Raw genomic sequence first — 18,155 nt, 5'->3', positions numbered from 1 at the left:
GCGCAATGGTCGAAGCTGCAACTGCACGAAGCTGCACCCGGATCCGCCGGTCGCGCCAAGACCCGGACAGGAGCGGAACGCCGGGTTATCCTCTCGACACGTCCTGTTCATCCAGGAGCCCCCGTCGATGCCTCTCGACACGTCCTGTTCAGCCCAGGAGCCCCCGTCGATGCCTGCCGACACCTCCGACCCGCTCGCCGCCCTGGGCCTGACCCCCGCCCAGACGTCGCTGTACGACGCGGTGCTCCGCCTGCACCGCGCCACCTGCGCCAAGCTGGCCGAGGCCATCGGCGACTCGCCCGAGTCGCTGCACCGCGAGCTGACGACCCTGGTACGGCTGGGCGTGGTCGACGAGCAGGCCGGCGAGTACCTCGCGCGGCACCCCGCCGCGGCCCTCGGCCGCCTGATCGCCGACCGGCTGGACCACCTCGCCGAGGAGAGCCGCAGGATCGACTCGGTGCTGGGCTCGATCCGCCACCTCATCCACCAGTACGACGCCGGTCGCGACCAGCAGACCGGGCAGTTCCCGGTCGAGCTGGTCGGCGGGGCCGAAGAGCTCTACGAGAGCGTGATCGGCATGGCGGTCCAGGCGCCCCCGCTGCGGTTGCTCACCGCGGTCCCGGACCGGCGGACGATGAGCGACTTCACCCAGCGCTACGCCGACCAGTGGATCGCGGCCCAGCACCGGGGCCTGCTCTCCTGCCGCGCCCTCATCCCGGCGGACCTGCTGCAGATGCCCGGCCTGCCGGAGAAGCTCGTCCGGTTCGAGCGGGCCGGGGCGCGGATCCGGACCGTCGGCTCGGTGCCGAGCTGGTTCCTCGTCGCCGGGGACGAGGTGGCGGGCCTGCCCGCCCGGTGGGGCGGCACCCTGGCCGAGAGCGCCTACCGCTTCCACCTGGTCCGCGCCTCCGTCGTGGTGGCCGCGCTGCGCACGCTGTTCGAGGAGCTGTGGGCGCGGGCGGCGCCCCTGCCGTGGACGCGTGCCGACGACGGCGTGGTCCGGGTGCTCCGGCTGGCCGCGCAGGGCGTGGGCGACGAGGCGATCGCCCGGCAGCTCGGCGTCTCGGTCCGGACCGTCCGCGCCCGCTTCGCCGACGCGATGACCCAGCTGGGCGCGCAGTCCCGTTTCCAGGCGGGCGTGGAGGCCGCCCGCAGGGGATGGCTCGCGGAACGCCCGGGTTCGCACCCTGCCCGCCACGCTTAGGCCATAAAGTGGAACCGTGCTGGAAGACGTCCCTCGCGACCCGTTCGCGGACGACCCCGACGACCCGGCCGCCGCGCTGGGTGATTCCGACGACCCCGAGCCCCTGACGCCCGCCGAGCGCGACGAGGCGGTCACCGATCTCGCCGACGTGGAGGTCTTCCGCTCCCTGCTCGAACCCCAGGGGGTCTTCGGGCTGGTCCTCGACTGCCCGGAGTGCGGTGACCAGCACTATTTCAACTGGGAGCTGCTCCGCGGGAATCTGCGCCAGATGATCGACAACGGCAAGCCGCAGGTTCACGAGCCGGCCTACGAGCCCAACCCCACCGACTACGTGAGCTGGGACTACGCCCAGGGCTACGCCGACGGCGTGATCGACACCGAGGAGAGGCGCTGAGCGGCGGCGAGGTCGTGGTCGACGTCCTCGATCAGCGCTGACAGCAGCCGGACGACCTGGTCCGCCGCGGGGACGGGCTCCCTCCGGGAGAGCGACTGCAGTAGGGCCTCGGTCCCGGCCACGGCCGGATCCCCGTCCGGGCCGTACCGCCGCGCCGGACGCCGTGGATGGACCGTGGTCAAGCTATCGACTCCAGCTCGGCCAGTGCCCGCAGCCTGGCGAGCGCACGATGCTGGGCGACGCGAACCGCACCGGGTGACATACCGAGTACATTACCCGTCTCCTCGGCCGACAGGCCCGACACCACCCTGAGCATCAGCAGCTCGCGCTGGTTGTCCGGGAGGCGGGAGAGCAGCCTGCGCGCGTGCTCGGCCTCGATGTAGCGCACCACGGTCTCCTCCGGGCCCGGACCCTCGTCGGGCCCGTCGGGGAGGTCCTGGGTCGGCACCGCCGAGCGCACCGAGCTGCGCAGCGCGTCGGCCACCTTGTGGGAGGCGATGCCGAAGACGAAGGACGCGAACGGGCGCCCCATGTCCCGGTACCGGGGCAGCGCGGACAGGACGGCGATGCACACTTCCTGGGCCACGTCGTCCGCAATGTGATATTGGCCGGAAACCCGGCCGAGGCGGGCGCGGCAATAGCGCACCACCATCGGGCGCAACTGCGCGAGCAAGGATTCGATCGCACTGCGATCCCCCTGAACGGCGAGGCTCGTCAGATCCTTGAGATCGTCTTTGTGGACGACCCCGTCAGACCTCGTCGCAAGCCTTACCCCACTCTTGGCGTCGGCGACGCATCCCTCGGTCACGTAGGCATGATGCCCGCACTGATCGGACCTGTCGTCATGGCAAACGGCTACGGATTGGTCACATTGAGGCGGCGACAGCGAACCGTAATCAATCGGCTACACTGAGATTTTTCCCACCGCCGGAAATTTCAGTTGATTGCGAAATATGTCGGCTATTCGTTATATAGCCCGCAAGCCGTAACACCGGCGGCGTCAGATGCTTTGCCACGCTTTCGGATTTCCCCGGAAAGCGTACGGCCCGCACCCTCGGGAGGGTGCGGGCCGTACCGGGTCCTGACGGAGGTCAGTGGCCGTGGCCGTGACCGTGGCCGTGACCGCCGGCGGCGGGGGCCTCCTCCTCGGGCTTGTCCACCACGAGGGCCTCGGTCGTCAGCAGCATGCCGGCGATGGAGGCCGCGTTCTGGACGGCCGAGCGGGTGACCTTGACCGGGTCGATGACACCCTGGGCGATCAGGTCGCCGTACTCGCCGGTGGCGGCGTTGAGGCCGTGGCCGACGGGCAGCTCGGTGACCTTGGAGGTCACGACGTAGCCCTCGAGGCCGGCGTTCTCGGCGATCCAGCGGGCCGGCTCGACGAGCGCCTTGCGGACCACCGCGACACCGGTCGCCTCGTCGCCGGTGAGGTCCAGGTCGCCGAGGACCTTGGCGACGTGCACGAGCGCGGAGCCGCCGCCGGAGACGATGCCCTCCTCGATCGCGGCGCGCGTCGCGGAGATGGCGTCCTCAAGGCGGTGCTTCTTCTCCTTGAGCTCCACCTCGGTGGCCGCGCCGACCTTCAGCACGCAGACGCCGCCGGAGAGCTTCGCGAGGCGCTCCTGGAGCTTCTCGCGGTCCCAGTCGGAGTCGGACTGCTCGATGGCGAGCTTGATCTCCTTGACGCGGTCCGCGATCGCCTGCGCGTCACCGGCGCCGTCCACGACCGTGGTGTTGTCCTTGGTGATCACGACGCGGCGGGCGGTGCCGAGCACCTCGGTGCCGACGTGCTCCAGCTTGAGGCCGACCTCCTCGCTGACGACCTGGCCGCCGGTGAGGATGGCCATGTCCTGCAGCATCGCCTTGCGGCGGTCGCCGAAGCCCGGCGCCTTGACGGCGACGGAGGTGAAGGTGCCGCGGATCTTGTTCGTCACCAGGACCGCGAGGGCCTCGCCCTCGACGTCCTCGGAGATGACGAGCAGCGGCTTCTTCGTCTGGGCGACCTTCTCCAGCAGCGGCAGGAAGTCCGCGACGGAGGTGATCTTGGCCTGGTGGATCAGGATGAAGGGGTCCTCCAGGACCGCTTCCATCCGCTCCTGGTCGGTCACCATGTAGGGCGACAGGTAGCCCTTGTCGAACTGGAGACCCTCGGTGAACTCCAGCTCCATGCCCATGGAGTTGGACTCCTCGACGGTGATGACACCGTCCTTGCCCACCTTGTCGAACGCCTCGGCGATCAGCTCGCCGATCTTGGCGTCCTGCGCGGAGATCGTCGCGACGTGCGCGATCTCCTTCTTGTCCGCGACCGGGCGGGCGGACTCGATCAGCTTGTCGCTGACGGTCCGGGCCGCGAGGTCGATGCCGCGCTTGAGGGAGAGCGGCTGGGCCCCGGCGGCGACGTTGCGCAGACCCTCGCGGACCATCGCCTGGGCGAGGACGGTCGCGGTGGTCGTGCCGTCGCCGGCGATGTCGTTGGTCTTGGTGGCGACCTCCTTGGCCAGCTGGGCGCCGAGGTTCTCGTACGGCCCCTCCAGCTCGACCTCACGCGCGATGGTGACACCGTCGTTGGTGATGGTCGGCGCACCGAACTTCTTGTCGATGACCACGTTGCGGCCACGCGGGCCGAGGGTCACCTTGACGGCGTCCGCCAGGGCGTTGACACCACGCTCGAGAGCGCGGCGCGCGTCCTCCTCGAAAGACAGGATCTTCGGCATGACAGTCCTCTCTGAAAGCACGTCGGCGCATCAAAGCCCCGGGCGCAAGCAGCGGCCCGGGGCTCGATACGTCATCTCCGGTGAAGCGTGAACTACTTCTCGATGATCGCGAGCACGTCACGGGCGGAGAGCACGAGGTACTCCTCGCCGCCGTACTTCACCTCGGTGCCGCCGTACTTGCTGTAGAGGACGATGTCGCCCTCGCTCACGTCGAGCGGGATGCGCTTGCTGCCCTCGTCGTCCCAGTTGCCCGGACCCACCGCGAGGACCTTGCCCTCCTGCGGCTTCTCCTTGGCGGTGTCCGGGATGACCAGACCGGAAGCGGTGGTCTGCTCCGCCTCGAGCGGCTGGACCACGATGCGGTCGCCGAGCGGCTTAACGGGAACCTTGGTGGCGGTCGTCACGTCGGACCTCCCCTTCAGATGTGAATGATCTAGAAGAGGCGACCAGCGGTCTGCCGTCGCGGGTGCCAGACCTGACCTCGTCGCATGGATTGGCACTCTCAAGGGGAGAGTGCCAATACGGAACAGTATGCAAGGAGGCCTTGACAGTCAACACGAACCGCCCCGTCTGCGCTTCGGGCGAACGCAGCCACTCTCTCCACCTCTCCCGGTCCCGCCCCGCGACCCACAGCCCCGCCTTCTCCGGTCCGCCTCTCCCCTCCCCGCTTCGCGGGCGGCCGCCGCCGCGCATCCGGGGACCGCACCCTCCCGCCACCGGGCGGGCGCCCCGCGAGAAACGCGGACGGAAAACACCTCCTCCACATCCGCCGCCACAATCACCGGACAGCCGGTTCACACATATAAAGCACACGCAAACATCGGCCATCAATTCACGTACGGTCCCACACGGATATCTCCGCGACCGCCGGCCTCGGACCGCACGGCCTCCACGCCTTCCTTCGGAACGGCAAAGATTCGACAAGACGAAAGACCGGGATCCGCCGAGGCCGCCTGCGCGAATTCCAGGGGCACCGCGGGGATCGACCGGCCTCGAACTCGGGTCGGCGACGCCCGGTCGACATCGACCTCGCCGAGCTGCCCGACTGAGCGGAGGCCCGGCGGTCTCCCCAGGCGGTAGCGTCGGGCGGCGTGGACCTTGACGCATTCCGTGAGCTGCTGACGCCGCGCGGCCAGGAGGCCCTGGGGGCCGCGGCCGAACTCGCCGGGGACGACCCCGTGGCGGCCGTGACCCGGCTCAGGAAGACCTACGACGCCGATCTCACCTCGGCGGCGCTCGGCCAGACCGTGCTCAGGCGGCGGGCGCGGGAGAAGTTCGGCGCCGACGCCGACCTGATGTACTTCACCCCCCACGGCCTGGAGCAGGCCACCCGCCGCGAGGTCGCCGACCACCGCGCCCGGCGGATCCCCGCGGGCTCCCGGGTCGCCGACGTCTGCTGCGGCATCGGCGGCGACCTGCTCGCCCTGGCCAGGGCGGGCTGCACGGTGGAGGCGGTGGACGCCGACCCGCTCACCGCCCGCCGTCGCCCGCGCCAACGCCGAAGCCCTGGGGTTCAGCGAGCGCGTCACGGTCCGCGCGGCCGGCGCCGGCACGGTCGACCCGGCCGCCTTCGACGTGCTGTTCGCCGACCCCGCCCGCCGTACGGCGCGCGGCAGGACCTTCGACCCCCTGGCCTACTCCCCGGCCTGGCCCGAGGTGCTGGCGATGGTCGCCGCGGCGCGGGCGGCCTGCCTGAAGGTCGCCCCCGGCATCCCGTACGAGTTCATCCCCGCCGGGGCCGAGGCGGAGTGGGTCTCCCACCGGGGCGAGGTCAAGGAGGCCGTGATCTGGGCGGGCGCGCTGGCCGGCGAGGTGGAGCGGCGGGCCACGATGCTGCCGTCCGGCCTGACGATGACGCCCGATGCCGGCCTCGGCCCGGCGGAGGTCGGCCCCATCGGCCGCTACGTCTACGAGCCGGACGGCGCGGCGATCCGGTCCCACCTCGTCGCGGAGGTCGCCGCGCTGGTGGGCGGGCGGCTGATCGACCCGCACATCGCCTACATCACCTCCGACGCCCTCGCGGAGACCCCGTGGGCGTCCCGTTACGAGGTGCACGAGGTGCTGCCGTTCTCGCTCAAGCGGCTGCGGGCGGTGCTCCGGGACCGCGGCGTCGGGAACGTGACGATCAAGAAACGCGGATCCGCGGTCGACGTCGAGCGGCTCCGGAAAGACCTCCGCCTTTCCGGAAAGAAATTCACAACAGTTATTCTCACCCGAGTCATCGACAGACCTTTTGTCCTTGTTTGTGACCCGTGCTGATCTGCCCGGAACCGTAAATCCGGGAAATCCGTCGACAATCGCGATCTTTTAAAGCCGGATTCGAAAAACCTTGATCCAGACGCTATCGTTGCGCCCCGGGAGTCGTTCCCGTCAGCGGTTCGACCGCGTTTAACAACAGCCGGACCAATCCCACCGCGCGGCTGGCCGTCGGCGAGTGAAGGAGCTTTTCGGTGGATCACTCCAATCAGACCCTGCTGCAGGCCGGCGGCCAGACCGCCATCTCCGACCGGATGCGGGAGCTCCTCGCCCGCGCCGCCCAGGACCACGTCTACGAGCAGCGCACGCAGGGCGCGGTGCTGGACGAGATCCGCCAGCGGCTCGAAGGCATGGAGTGGCTGCTGCGCGAGGTCAGGGAACGCGAGCTCGGCGGGCTGAACGGCACGCTGGAGTCCGTCCACGGCCGCCTGGACGACATCGCCGTACGGCCTCCGACCTGGGCGGAGGGCCTCGCCCAGCACGTCGAGGCGGTCCGCGACCACGTCGACGCCGTCGGCGAGCGCGTCGGCTCGGTGGGGCAGCGGATCGATTCCGTGAGCCAGCGCATCGACACCGTCGGGGACCGGGTCACCCCCGTCGAGGAGCTGCCGAGCCTCTGGGCCGACCTCGGCACGGTCGGCGAGAACATGGACGAGGCGCTCATCCGGCTCCAGTCGATCCTCGACGGCACCAAGGGCGTCGACGGCCGGATGGACGAGTTCGCCAGGCGCCTCGGCCAGTTCCAGGAGAACATGGAGGCTGCGGCCGGCCGGTTCACCCGCCTGGACAAGTCGCTCACCGAGCTCTCCCAGCGCACCGAGCGCGTGGAGAAGCGCGTGGAGAGCGGCCTGGCCGAGCTCGCGGCGGGGGTACGGGAGTCCGTGGACACCGCCGTCGGCCGCCTCCTCGACGCGATCGGGCAGGTGAGCGGGCAGGTCGAGCAGGCGGTGGTCCGGGTGGACGACCGGGTGGACGGCGTCGAGAGCCGCATCGACCGGGTCGACACCCGCCTGGTCTCGGTGGACGGCCGCCTGGAGACCGCCGACGACCGCCTGGCCGGGATCGGCGACCACCTGGCGGCGGTGGACGGCCGCCTGGTCTCCCTGGACGGCCGCCTGGCCTCGGCGGACGGCCACCTGGCCTCGGTGGACGGCCACCTGGCCTCGGTGGACGCCCGCCTGGAGACCGCGGACGGCTGCCTGGCCGACATCGACGGCCGGATGAGCGGCGTGGAGACCCGCCTGAGCGGCGTGGACTCCCGCATCGCCTCGGTGGACACCCGCATCGGCGAGGTCGGCACCCGCATCGCCTCGGTGGACACCCGGATCGGCGAGGTCGGCACCCGCCACGACGGCCGTCTGGACACGCTGGACGAGCGCCTCGACGAGATCGAGGGCCGCGTCACGAGCCGGATCGACGTCGTCGACGCCCGCCTGTGCGCGCTGGACAGCCGCGCGGAGAAGGCCGGTGAGCAGCTGGAGGCCGTCGACGACCACGTCGAGGCCGTCAACCAGCGGGTCAGCCAGCTCCCCGCCACCCTCAACCTCGGCGAGGTCCACAAGCGTGTCGGCGAGCTCATCTCCGCCCAGGCCGACGGGCAGGAGCAGCGCTTCGACACCCTGGACGAGCGGCTGGCCCAGGCCGAGGCCGCTCTCGCCCCGCTGGCCGACATGCTCCGCGCCCAGCCCGACCGCGAGCAGCTCGCCGAGGCCCTCGGCGAGATCGTGGACCCGGTCCGCACCGACCTCACCCGCCGCCTCGGCGCGCTGGAGGAGACCATGCTCGCCCTGGCCGAGGCTCTCCTGCGGCCCACCCGCACGAAGGACTGACGTCCGAGCACGGCCCCGGGCCCCGATCCTCCCACCGGAGGACCGGGGCCCTTCCGGTACCAGGGCACCCGTCGTCAGAGGGCGCAGGCGCCCTCACCGGACATCGCCTCGGGGCAGACGTTCTCCCGCACCACGCCCAGCAGCGAGAGCAGCGTCTCGACCTGCTCGGGGGTCAGCCCGCGGGTCATCCGGCGGTGGAGCTCCGTCTCGACCCGCTGCACCTCGGGACGGAGGGCGTCGCCCGCCGGCGTCGTGCTCACGATGCTGATGCGGCGGTTGGCGGGCGACGGGCTCCGGCTGACGAAGCCACTCCGCTCCAGGCGCTGCAGCATCTTGGTCATCGTGGACACGTCGATGCCCAGGATCCTGGCCAACGCGTTCTGCGACTGCGGCCCGTTCTCCCACAGGGCGCTCAGCGCGCGGTCCTGTCCCGGATAGAGGTCGATCTCCGCCAGCAGCGCGGCGAGCAGCACCCGGTAGCCCCGTGCCGCCTGGGCCATCAGGCAGCTCAGCCCGTCGGGGTCCTCCGCGCCGCACGCGGTCGGGTAGGCCGTCTCCTCCGCCGTCATCGGCTCCGCCATGTCCGCCTCCCTTTCGGGCACAGCCTACCGCTTGCATATTGGCCGACCAAGTTGTAGAACTGACCATTGGTTGGCCAAGTTGGTCGCCCAAGAAAGGAAGAGCCATGCCGTTCAGCACCTTCGAACTCGGTCGTCTCCAGCTCCCCAGCCGTCTGGTCATGGCTCCCATGACCCGGTCCCGGGCCTACGTGGACGGGATCCCCTCCTCCCTCACCGCCCTCTACTACGCCCAGCGCGCTTCGGCCGGCCTGATCGTCACGGAGGGGATCCAGCCGAGCCCGGCGGGCCAGGGCTACATGAACACGCCGGGGCTGCACACCGACGAGCAGGTCGCGGGCTGGCGCGAGGTGACCGACGCCGTCCACGCGGCGGGCGGCCGGATCTTCGCCCAGCTCATGCACGCCGGCCGGATCGGCCACCCCGACAACACCGGCGCGCTCCCCGTCGCGCCCTCGGCCGTACGGGCCGCGGAGCAGATGTTCACCCCGAACGGCATGCAGGACCTCCCCGTCCCGGTGGAGCTGACCACCGCCGAGGTCGAGGCGACCGTGCAGGACTTCGCGGACGCCGCCCGGCGGGCGGTGGACGCCGGTTTCGACGGGGTCGAGCTGCACGGCGCCAACGGCTACCTCATCCACCAGTTCCTGTCGCAGAACGCCAACCTGCGCGACGACCGCTTCGGCGGATCCGCCGAGGGCAGGATCCGGTTCGCCGTGGAGACGCCGGGCGGTCGCGGAGGCGATCGGCGCGGACCGCGTCGGCATCCGCATCTCCCCCGCCACCGGGGCTCAGGACCTCGTGGAGGACGACGCCCACGTGGTCTACCCGGCGCTGCTGTCCGCCCTGGCCGAGCTCGACCTCCTCTACGTGCACCACCTGGCGGGCGGCTCCGAGGAGATCGACCGGCGGATCCGCGGCCTGTGGCCGAACGCGCTCATCGTCAACGACCCGTCGGCCGCCCACCCGGCCGAGGCCACGGACCGGTGGCTGAGCCGGGGCGCGGACCTGGTGGCGCTGGGCAAGTACTTCCTGTCCAATCCCGATCTGCCGCTCCGCCTCCGCCTGGGCGCGCCGCTCAACGAGCCCGACTTCAGCACGGCCTTCGGCGGCGACCACCGCGGGTACACCGACTACCCGTCGCTCTCCCTCCACCCGGCCGGCGAGCCGGCCCTCGGCTGAGGACGGGATCCGGTCCGGGGGCGGGATCCGGTCCGCGGACGGGAGCGATCCGGGGCAGCCCGGAGCCGGAACGGGATCCGGGCGACGCGGACGGCGCGGCCGCGGGCGGGTCAGACGCGGACGGGTCAGACGTGGACGGTGGTGATCGGCAGTGAGGAGTCGGCCGGGATGTCCAGCGGGGACGGGGACACCCCGGCGGCGACCAGATCCGAGCCGAGGGCCGCCACCATGGCGCCGTTGTCGGTGCACAGGCCGGGACGGGGAACACGCACCCGGACCCCCGCCGCCTCGCAGCGCTCGGCGGCCAGCGCCCGCAGCCGCGAGTTGGCCGCCACGCCGCCGCCGATCAGCAGGTCGGTGACCCCGTGCTCCCGGCAGGCCGCCAGGGCCTTGCGGGTCAGCACGTCGACCACGGCCTCCTGGAACGAGGCCGCCACGTCGGGGACGTGGACCGGCTCACCGGCCTTCTCCCTGGCCTCGACCCACCGGGCCACGGCCGTCTTCAGGCCGGAGAACGAGAAGTCCAGGGTCCCGTCGTCGTACTTGCCCCGGGGGAACGCCACAGCCGTGCCGGACCCCTCGCGGGCCACCCGGTCGATGTGCGGCCCGCCCGGGAAGGGCAGTCCGAGGACCCGGGCCACCTTGTCGAACGCCTCGCCCGCCGCGTCGTCCACCGTGGAGCCGAGCGGGATGACCTCCCGCGCCACGTCCGGTACCAGCAGCAGCGAGGAGTGCCCGCCCGAGACGAGCATCGCGATGCACGGTTTGGGCAGGGCGCCGTGTTCGAGCTGGTCCACGGCCACGTGGGCGGCCAGGTGGTTCACCCCGTAGAGCGGCACGCCCATGCCCAGCGCGTAGGCCTTCGCCGCCGCCACGCCCACGAGCAGCGCCCCGGCCAGGCCGGGACCGGCGGTCACCGCGACCGCGTCGATGTCGGACAGGCGCAGACCGGACTGCTCCAGGGCCCGTTCGACGGTCGGCGCCATCGCCTCCAGATGCGCGCGGGAGGCCACCTCGGGGACGACTCCGCCGAAGCGGGCGTGCTCCTCGACGCTGGACGCGATCGTGTTGGCCAGCAGGGTGTGGCCCCGCACGATGCCGACGCCGGTCTCGTCGCAGGAGGTCTCGATCCCCAGGACCAGAGGTTCGTCACGCATTGAGATCCCTCTTCATCATGATCGCGTCGGTGCCGTCGGAGTAGTAGCGCCGGCGCAGGCCGATGCGCTCGAAGCCGAACCGGTCGTAGACCGCCTGGGCGTCCGGGTTGTCGGCGCGGACCTCCAGGAAGACCGAGCGGGCGCCCCGCCGTACGGCCTCCGCCAGCAGCTCGGCCAGCATCGTGCCGCCGATCCCGGCCCTGCGGTGGCCCGCGGAGACGGCGATGGTCTGCACGTCCGCCTGGTCCCCCGCGGCCGCCAGGCCCGCGTAGCCGACGATCCGGCCGCCCACCAGGGCCACCACGTAGTGCCGGGTGCGGGGCTGGTCGGCCAGCTCGCCGCGGAGCATGGCCTCGCTCCACGCGTCGGCGGGGAAGGTCTCCCGTTCCAGCTCCATCACCGCGGGCAGGTCGTCGGCGGTCATCCGCCGCAGCACCGTGCTCCCGGTGCTCCCGGTGCTCCCGGTGTCCCCGGCGGCCCCGCCGCCCTCGCCGCTCCCGGCCTCCCCGCCGCGGGCCGCGTCCGTGCCGGGCCCCTCGCTCACCTGGTGACCTTCTTCGGCGCGGAGGGCACCTGGGCGTCGGGACGGCGCAGGTAGATCGGGCGGGGCAGGCCCAGCACCGGGTGCGTGCCGGCCGCCACGACCTCCTCCAGGTCCGGCTGCCCAGCTGCGCGGCCGCCAGCGCGGCCAGCGCCCCGCCGCCGGGTCACTCGGGCGCGTCGGCCAGCCGGGAGGCCCCGACGACCTCGGCGTACATCCGCGCGCCGGCGCCGACGACGGGCAGGTCGCCGGGCAGGTCCTGGGGCTTGTCCACCGCGGGCCCGGACAGCCGGGTCCGCGCGTCGGCGTAGCGGCCCCAGAAGACCTCCCTGCGCCGGGCGTCGGTGGCGACCAGGAACGGCTCGGACAGGCCGCTGCCGTAGGCGAGGGCGTCGAGCGTGCACACGCCGTACGCGGGCACGCCCAGGGCGGTGGCCAGGGCCTGGGCGGTCACCAGGCCGACCCGCAGACCGGTGTAGGGACCGGGACCGGAGCCCGCCACGATCGTCGTGACGTCGGCGAGCGAGGCTCCGGCCTCCGCCATGACGCGTTCGATCGCGGGCACGAGCAGCTCGCCGTGGCGGCGCGCGTCCACGGTGGTCGACTCGGAGAGGACCCTCGTGCCGTCGTGCAGCGCTGCGGTGACGGCGGGGGTCGCGGTGTCAAAGGCCAGGACCAGCACGGTCGTCAAGCCTAGCCCGTCGTACGGCACGGCCCGCACCGAAGCCCGGACGCGGCCGCGCCGGCGTTCCGAGGGTCAGGTCCCGGGGTCGGCGGGCTTCACCAGGGTGGCGTAGACGATCACGTTGTCGTCGTACTGGTTCCGGTCCCAGTCGAACTTCCCGCCGCAGGTGATCAGGCGCAGGCCGTCCTGCACGTAGACCTTGTCCGCGGGGAAGTCGTCCTTGGAGACCTGCTCGATGGAGTCGACGCGGTACTGGGCGGTCCTGCCGTCGCTCCGCGCGACCTTGATGACCTGGCCCTCGCGCATGCTCTTGAGCTTGTAGAAGACCGCGGGCGCGTCCTTGGTGTCGACGTGCCCGAGGATGACCGCGGGCCCCTCGTCGCCGGGGACCGCCGTGCCGGTGACCCAGCCGGCGACGTCCGGCTTCTCGTAGGGCGGCAGTTCGACCTCGCCGTCGGTGACGCCGAGCTTCATCAGCGGCGCCTTGACGCCGAGCGACGGGATCTCCAGGCGGCTGGGCACCACCTTGGCCCGGACGGGCTCGTCGCCCTCGGTGCCGGTCTTGCCGAACGCGACCATGACGGCGCCGGTGAGGACTCCGGCCACGATGATCCGTGACCAGCGGGGGGAATCGGCCATCGAAACCTACGAGCGGCGGCGCCGCACGACCGCGAAGCCGATGCCGCCCGCCAGGGCCGCCGCCAGCAGCAGGCCGGTGGTCCCCATCGGCGTGCCCGAGTCGTCCGGTCCGCCGGCCGCGGTGCCGCCGCCGCCGGTGTGCGGGGCCTTGGTGCTGACGGGCTTGCGGGTCGTGGTCGGCTCGGCGCTGGGCGTGCTGTCCGCCACGATCCGCAGGTCGGCCGTACCGGTGTCGTTGGTCCCCTCGCACCTGGCGTTGACGTCGTAGACGCCGGGCTCGACGCCGTCGGCGATCGTGGCCTGCCCGCGGACCCACGGGCGGGGCGTGGGCGTGGCGGTGCCCGAGGGGGCGGGAGTGGGCGTCACCAGGATGGGGTCGAGCGTGACGGGGGTGCGGAAGATCTCCGAGGAGGCGGTGCCGCGGTGCTCGGGGCCGCCCTGCGGGATCGGGCAGTTGGCCAGCACCCAGACCTTGTCGCCCGCCTTCGCCCGGGCGGGCTGGAGCTGGATCTCGATGTCGACCCGGCCGGCCCCCGTCGCGGAGGCGGCGGGCGAGGAGGTCGCCGCGGCGTTCTCCGTCGCCGGCTCCGCCGTGCATCCGGTCATCCCGATCAGGGCGATGGCCCCGAGAACAGCGACACGCTTGACCCTTGGCACCGTCGCACTCCACTCCGCAGTCCGGCCGACGACCCTCGGCTGACACGACTTCCCGCCTGTTCCCCATTAAACATGGGCAAGCCCGTCAGAGTCGATCATCAGTCATGATGATCTATACCAAGTGGGAGGGAACCGTCTCCCAGCGGGCGCCGATCCCGCGGAGCCGTACCGTGCGCTCGTCGTCCGTCTCGCCCCGGTCGATCCGGATCTCCAGCCGGTCCTCGGTGAGCCCCTCGACCAGGCCCTCGCCCCACTCGACGAGCGTGACGGAGTCCTCCAGGGAGGCGTCCAAGTCCAGGTCGTCGACCTCCAGGTCGCCGCCGAGCCGGTAGGCGTCCACATGCACGAGGGCGGGGCCGTCCACCAGCGAGGGATGCACCCGGGCGATCACGAAGGTCGGCGAGGTGATCGGGCCGCGTACCTTGAGCCCTTCGCCGATGCCCTGGACCAGGGTCGTCTTGCCCGCGCCCAGCGGTCCGGAGAGCACCGCCAGGTCCCCCGGCCGGAGCAGTCCGGCCAGTTCCACGCCCAGCTCCCGCATCTCCTCGGCGGTCGCCACGATCCTCACCGCTCGCTCCCCTCTGCTCATATCGCGCCTCCGCCCGTGCCGAGCCGCTGCCCATATCGCGACCCTGCCCGTGCCGAGCCGCTGCCCATATCGCGACCCTGCCCGTGCCGCATCCGGCCGCTGCCCGGCGGGCCCGTCCCTCGGGACCGGACCGGAGGACTACTGCTCCGCGGCGTCCTCGGCGTCCGCCGCCACCCGCTTGAGCAGGTCGCGCAGCGCGTCGTTGACCGCGCCCGGCCGTTCCAGCTGCACCAGGTGCGAGCTGCCCGGCACCTCGGTGTACCACGCGCGCGGCAGGGCCGCGGCCATCGCCTTGCTGTGCTCCACCGGCGTCAGCCAGTCGCCGTCGCCGACCACGATGGAGGTCGGCACGCCGTCCAGGACGCCCAGCGCGCTCAGCTTGTCATGCGACATCAGCGCCGGATAGAAGTCCGCGATCACCTCGAAGGGGGTCGAGCGGATCATCGACTCGACGAAGTCGACCACGGTGGGGCTGACGTTCTCCGAATCACCGAAGCCCAGGTGACGCAGGACCAGGAAGGCCACGTCGCTGCCGGCCTGGCGGCCCTTGTCCACCAGCGAGCCCCGCCGGCCGAGCAGCGCCACCGTGCTCGGGGTGATCATGTGCACCGCCTTGGAGAGCAGCGCGGGCAGGCCCAGCGAGACCTCGGCCAGCTTGCCGGCGGAGGTGGAGATGAGCGACACGCCCTTGATCCGGTCGCCGAACAGCTCGGGGTGCCGGTCCGCGAGCGCCATGATCGTCATGCCGCCCATGGAGTGGCCGACGAGCACGCACGGTCCCGGGGCCAGCTCCTGGACGACCTCGTACAGGTCCTCGCCCAGCCGGTCGATCGTGGAGTCGTCGACCCGGGTGCGCTGCGATCGCCCGTGGGAGCGCTGGTCCCACAGCACCAGGCGGTAGGAGTCGCGCAGGTCGCGGCGCTGGTAGTGCCAGGAGTCCAGGTTGAGCGTGTAACCGTGGCAGAGCACCACGGTCAGCGGGGCGTCCTCGGGCCCGTCGACCTCGGCGTGCAGGGAGACGCCGTCGGAGGTCGTGATCGTGACGGGCCTGCCGCGCAGCTCGCCCAGCGGCTCGCTCGCCTCGAGGTCGGGACGGAGCCTGATCCTGCCCACGGCGTACCGCTTGGCGAAGGCGGCCGCCGCCACTCCGGCGGACGCCGCACCGAAGACCGCACTCGCGATCCCGACCCTGCGTCGTGTCGTGGTAGCCATCGCGCACCCCCTTTACCGGTAAACGCGCGGTACGCGTGAACCGATCCCGGTCACGATCTCATACGTGATCGTGCCGAGGGAATCCGCCCATTCCTGCGCGGTCGGTTCACCCCGTGAACCGTCGCCGAACAGGATCACCTCGTCTCCCTCCGTCACCGGGTCGTCTCCCACGTCGATCACGAACTGGTCCATGCAGACCCGACCGGCGATCCGCCGCCGGCGGCCCCCCGCGAGCACCTCCGCCCGGTTGGTGGCGTGCCGAGGGATGCCGTCCGCATACCCGAGGGGGACAAGACCAAGCGTGGTTTCACAATCCGTGACATAAAGGTGCCCATAGGACACGCCGGAACCCGGCGGCACCCTCTTGACCAGTGCCAACCGCGCCGTCAGCGTCATCGCCGGGCGAAGCCCGAAATCCCCCAGCTCCGGGATGGGGCTCAGGCCGTAGAGCGCGATGCCCGGCCGGACCATGTCGTAGCGGGCGCGCGGGACCGCCAGCGCCGCCGCGGAGTTGGCGATGTGCCGGATCACGTGCGAGCCTCCGGCCCCCGCCTTCTCCGCCACGGCCAGCGCCTCGTCGAAGGCGTCGAACTGGGCCGCGACGGACGGGTGACCCGGGACGTCGGCGCAGGCCAGGTGCGACCAGAGCCCGGCGACCTCCACCGTCCCCTCCGCCTTCCGGGCCAGCGCCCGCTCCAGCAGCGCGGGCCAGTCCGCGGCGGTCGCACCGCCGCGCCCGTTGCCGGTGTCGATCTTCAGGTGCAGCCCGGGCCGGCGCCCGCCCGGCCCGCCGCCTCCGCGATCTCGTCCACCAGCCACGGCGCGCCCGCGGCCAGCTCCACGTCCCGGGCGACGGCCTCGGCCAGCGGCTCCCCCGGCGGGATGAGCCACGACAGGACCGGGGCGGTCACGCCCTCGGCCCGCAGTGCCAGCGCCTCCCGGACCGAGGCGGTGCCGAGCCGGTCGGCGCCGCCCTCCAATGCCGCCCGCGCGCAGGCCGCCATGCCGTGCCCGTAACCGTCCGCCTTGACCGTGGCCATGACCTGAGCACCGGACGCCCTGTCCCGCAGCAGCGCGGTGTTCGCCCGGATCGCCGAGAGGTCCACCCGCGCCTCGGCAGGGGTCATCGGGAAGCTCATCCTCCCAGTTTGGCAGCTCCGCCATCGTGCCGGAGCCCGTTCCCCACCCGCCTGACCACGCCCGGAAGCGCCTCGGCGACGTCCCCGGCGGCCAGCGGCCCGTCCTGCCCGGCGAGGCCGTGCAGGTACGCCGCGCACGAGGCCGCGTCGTAGCAGTCCAGCCCGGCGGCCAGCAGCGCGCCCGCGAGCCCGGCCAGCACGTCGCCGGTGCCGCCGGTGGCCAGCCAGGGGCTGCCGGTCGGGTTGACCCGGACCGGCCGGCCCTCCTGCGCGACCAGCGTGGTCGAGCCCTTCAGCAGCACGGTCGCGCCCAGCTCCGCGGCGGCCCGCCGTACGTGCTCCAGCCGCCGCTCCTCGATCCGCGCCCGGTCCACGCCCAGCAGCCGGGACAGCTCGCCCGCGTGCGGGGTGAGCAATGTCGGGGCCTCGCGCCGGAGCAGCGCCCGGTCCTCGACGAGCAGCGTCAGGCCGTCGGCGTCCACCAGCACCGGGAGATCGCTCGACAGCACCGAACGGGCCACCGCGAACGCGCCGGAGTCCGTGCCGAGACCGGGGCCGAGCACCCACGCCTGCACCCGGCCGACCCCGTCGACCCCCTCGCCCGGCGCCAGCTCGGTGACCACCGCCTCCGGCCAGCGGGCCCGCACCCCGGCCACCGGTTCGGCCGTCCCCGCGTACCGCACCATGCCGGCCCGCCGCGGACCGCGCCGCCCACGCACAGCACCGCCGCGCCGGTGTAGCGGCGGCTCCCGGCCGCGATCCCGACGACCCCCCGGCGGTACTTGTCGGAGCGGGCGTCCGGCCTCGGCAGCAGCCGCGCGACGTCCGCACCGGTCAGCGCGGCCACGCCGGCGTCCGGCAGGTACGGCCCCAGCCCGATGTCGGCCTGCTCCACCCGGCCGGCGTACCCCGCGCCCGGATCAACCAGCAGTCCGGCCTTGAGCGCCCCGAAGGTGACCGTGACGTCCGCCCGGACCGCCTCCCCCTCGACCCGCCCGTCGCCCGCGTCCACCCCGCTCGGCACGTCCACCGCGACGACGCGGCGGGCGGCACCGGCTGCACCGGCCGCGGTTCCGGCCACAGTGCTGGCCGCAGTTCCGGCTGCGGTGTCGGCGGTGATCCGCGCCAGCGTCGCGTACGGCTCCCGCAGCGCGCCCGTCCCGCCGATGCCGACCAGCCCGTCCACCACCAGGTCCGCCGCCCGGACCAGCGCCCCGACCCGCTCGAACCCGCCCCCCGGCGAGGCGGTCCCCACGCCCGTCGAGGCGGTCCCGGCACCCGGGGAGGCGGCCGTCTCCCGGAGACGGTCCCGGCGCCCGGTACGGGGCCGCTCCGCAGGTCCAGCACCCGGCCGCCGGCCCGGCGCAATCACCGAATCG

General features: G+C 72.5%; 15 protein-coding genes and 5 pseudogenes. 5 read left to right on the top strand and 15 right to left on the bottom strand.

Features of this window, described 5'->3' with window-relative positions:
* Window positions 1-169: 169 nt before the first annotated feature.
* Together ACWJ6R_RS01395 and ACWJ6R_RS01390 are read left to right on the top strand one after the other, a co-directional pair.
* Window positions 170-1,204 carry a LuxR C-terminal-related transcriptional regulator gene (locus ACWJ6R_RS01395; RefSeq protein ID WP_449060445.1) on the top strand — a complete coding sequence of 345 codons (1,035 nt, stop codon included), beginning with the start codon at window positions 170-172 and terminating at the stop codon, window positions 1,202-1,204.
* A gap of 16 nt (window positions 1,205-1,220) precedes the next feature.
* Entirely contained in the window at window positions 1,221-1,598 is a 378-nt protein-coding gene (locus ACWJ6R_RS01390) for a DUF5319 family protein (protein WP_449060444.1), read from the top strand.
* Here the strand turns inward: ACWJ6R_RS01390 and ACWJ6R_RS01385 are convergent.
* The 4 genes from ACWJ6R_RS01385 to groES all read right to left on the bottom strand — a co-directional run bounded on the left by ACWJ6R_RS01385 (window position 1,559) and on the right by groES (window position 4,716).
* Window positions 1,559-1,720 (bottom strand): hypothetical protein, encoded by a 162-nt coding sequence (locus ACWJ6R_RS01385; protein WP_449060443.1) that lies wholly within the window; start codon window positions 1,718-1,720, stop codon window positions 1,559-1,561. The two genes, ACWJ6R_RS01390 and ACWJ6R_RS01385, sit on opposite strands and share 40 nt — an antisense overlap.
* A 56-nt stretch (window positions 1,721-1,776) precedes the next feature.
* On the bottom strand, window positions 1,777-2,316 hold the full coding sequence (locus ACWJ6R_RS01380; RefSeq protein ID WP_229797744.1) for a sigma-70 family RNA polymerase sigma factor: 540 nt from the start codon (window positions 2,314-2,316) through the stop codon (window positions 1,777-1,779).
* 373 nt (window positions 2,317-2,689) lie between these two features.
* The gene (groL, locus tag ACWJ6R_RS01375; RefSeq protein ID WP_189235039.1) at window positions 2,690-4,312 is read right to left on the bottom strand and encodes a chaperonin GroEL; all 1,623 of its coding nucleotides are present in this window, start codon (window positions 4,310-4,312) and stop codon (window positions 2,690-2,692) included.
* A 92-nt stretch (window positions 4,313-4,404) separates the two neighbouring features.
* Window positions 4,405-4,716: a co-chaperone GroES gene (gene groES, locus ACWJ6R_RS01370; RefSeq protein WP_196449979.1), complete on the bottom strand. Its 312-nt coding sequence runs from the start codon at window positions 4,714-4,716 to the stop codon at window positions 4,405-4,407.
* 687 nt (window positions 4,717-5,403) lie between these two features.
* On the opposite strand from groES, the pseudogene ACWJ6R_RS01365 reads away from it, so the two are divergent.
* Window positions 5,404-6,571, top strand: a pseudogene (locus ACWJ6R_RS01365) (class I SAM-dependent methyltransferase).
* A 191-nt stretch (window positions 6,572-6,762) separates the two neighbouring features.
* On the top strand, window positions 6,763-8,397 hold the full coding sequence (locus tag ACWJ6R_RS01360; RefSeq protein WP_449060442.1) for a hypothetical protein: 1,635 nt from the start codon (window positions 6,763-6,765) through the stop codon (window positions 8,395-8,397).
* Between the two features lie 74 nt (window positions 8,398-8,471).
* Here ACWJ6R_RS01360 and ACWJ6R_RS01355 read toward each other — a convergent pair whose 3' ends face one another.
* Entirely contained in the window at window positions 8,472-8,978 is a 507-nt protein-coding gene (locus tag ACWJ6R_RS01355; protein ID WP_449060441.1) for a MarR family winged helix-turn-helix transcriptional regulator, read from the bottom strand.
* Between the two features lie 104 nt (window positions 8,979-9,082).
* On the opposite strand from ACWJ6R_RS01355, the pseudogene ACWJ6R_RS01350 reads away from it, so the two are divergent.
* Window positions 9,083-10,157, top strand: a pseudogene (locus tag ACWJ6R_RS01350) (alkene reductase).
* 125 nt (window positions 10,158-10,282) lie between these two features.
* Here the strand turns inward: ACWJ6R_RS01350 and tsaD are convergent.
* The 10 genes and pseudogenes from tsaD to ACWJ6R_RS01300 form a co-directional block, all read right to left on the bottom strand.
* Window positions 10,283-11,314 carry a tRNA (adenosine(37)-N6)-threonylcarbamoyltransferase complex transferase subunit TsaD gene (gene tsaD, locus ACWJ6R_RS01345; RefSeq protein ID WP_449060440.1) on the bottom strand — a complete coding sequence of 344 codons (1,032 nt, stop codon included), beginning with the start codon at window positions 11,312-11,314 and terminating at the stop codon, window positions 10,283-10,285.
* Entirely contained in the window at window positions 11,307-11,858 is a 552-nt protein-coding gene (rimI, locus tag ACWJ6R_RS01340; protein WP_449060439.1) for a ribosomal protein S18-alanine N-acetyltransferase, read from the bottom strand. The genes tsaD and rimI overlap by 8 nt, the downstream gene beginning before the upstream one ends.
* Window positions 11,855-12,537, bottom strand: a pseudogene (gene tsaB, locus ACWJ6R_RS01335) (tRNA (adenosine(37)-N6)-threonylcarbamoyltransferase complex dimerization subunit type 1 TsaB). The gene rimI and the pseudogene tsaB overlap by 4 nt, the downstream one beginning before the upstream one ends.
* A 75-nt stretch (window positions 12,538-12,612) precedes the next feature.
* Window positions 12,613-13,179 carry a class F sortase gene (locus tag ACWJ6R_RS01330; protein WP_449060438.1) on the bottom strand — a complete coding sequence of 189 codons (567 nt, stop codon included), beginning with the start codon at window positions 13,177-13,179 and terminating at the stop codon, window positions 12,613-12,615.
* A gap of 6 nt (window positions 13,180-13,185) precedes the next feature.
* Window positions 13,186-13,785, bottom strand: coding sequence for a hypothetical protein (locus ACWJ6R_RS01325; protein ID WP_449060437.1), 600 nt, complete (start codon window positions 13,783-13,785; stop codon window positions 13,186-13,188).
* 163 nt (window positions 13,786-13,948) lie between these two features.
* Complete coding sequence (gene tsaE / locus ACWJ6R_RS01320; protein WP_449060436.1) at window positions 13,949-14,425, bottom strand: tRNA (adenosine(37)-N6)-threonylcarbamoyltransferase complex ATPase subunit type 1 TsaE; 477 nt, start codon at window positions 14,423-14,425, stop codon at window positions 13,949-13,951.
* Between the two features lie 138 nt (window positions 14,426-14,563).
* A complete protein-coding gene (locus ACWJ6R_RS01315) occupies window positions 14,564-15,637 on the bottom strand; it encodes an alpha/beta fold hydrolase (protein ID WP_449060435.1) in 1,074 nt (357 codons plus the stop codon).
* 12 nt (window positions 15,638-15,649) lie between these two features.
* Window positions 15,650-16,764: pseudogene (alr, locus tag ACWJ6R_RS01310) on the bottom strand (alanine racemase).
* Between the two features lie 8 nt (window positions 16,765-16,772).
* Complete coding sequence (locus ACWJ6R_RS01305; RefSeq protein ID WP_449060434.1) at window positions 16,773-17,462, bottom strand: NAD(P)H-hydrate dehydratase; 690 nt, start codon at window positions 17,460-17,462, stop codon at window positions 16,773-16,775.
* Between the two features lie 305 nt (window positions 17,463-17,767).
* Window positions 17,768-17,962: pseudogene (locus ACWJ6R_RS01300) on the bottom strand (NAD(P)H-hydrate epimerase); the annotation flags it as partial.
* Window positions 17,963-18,155: the final 193 nt, after the last annotated feature.

The sequence above is a fragment of the Planomonospora algeriensis genome (genome assembly GCF_977012225.1).
Note: the sequence above shows the minus strand (reverse complement) of the source record. Positions and strands in the feature narration are given on the sequence as shown.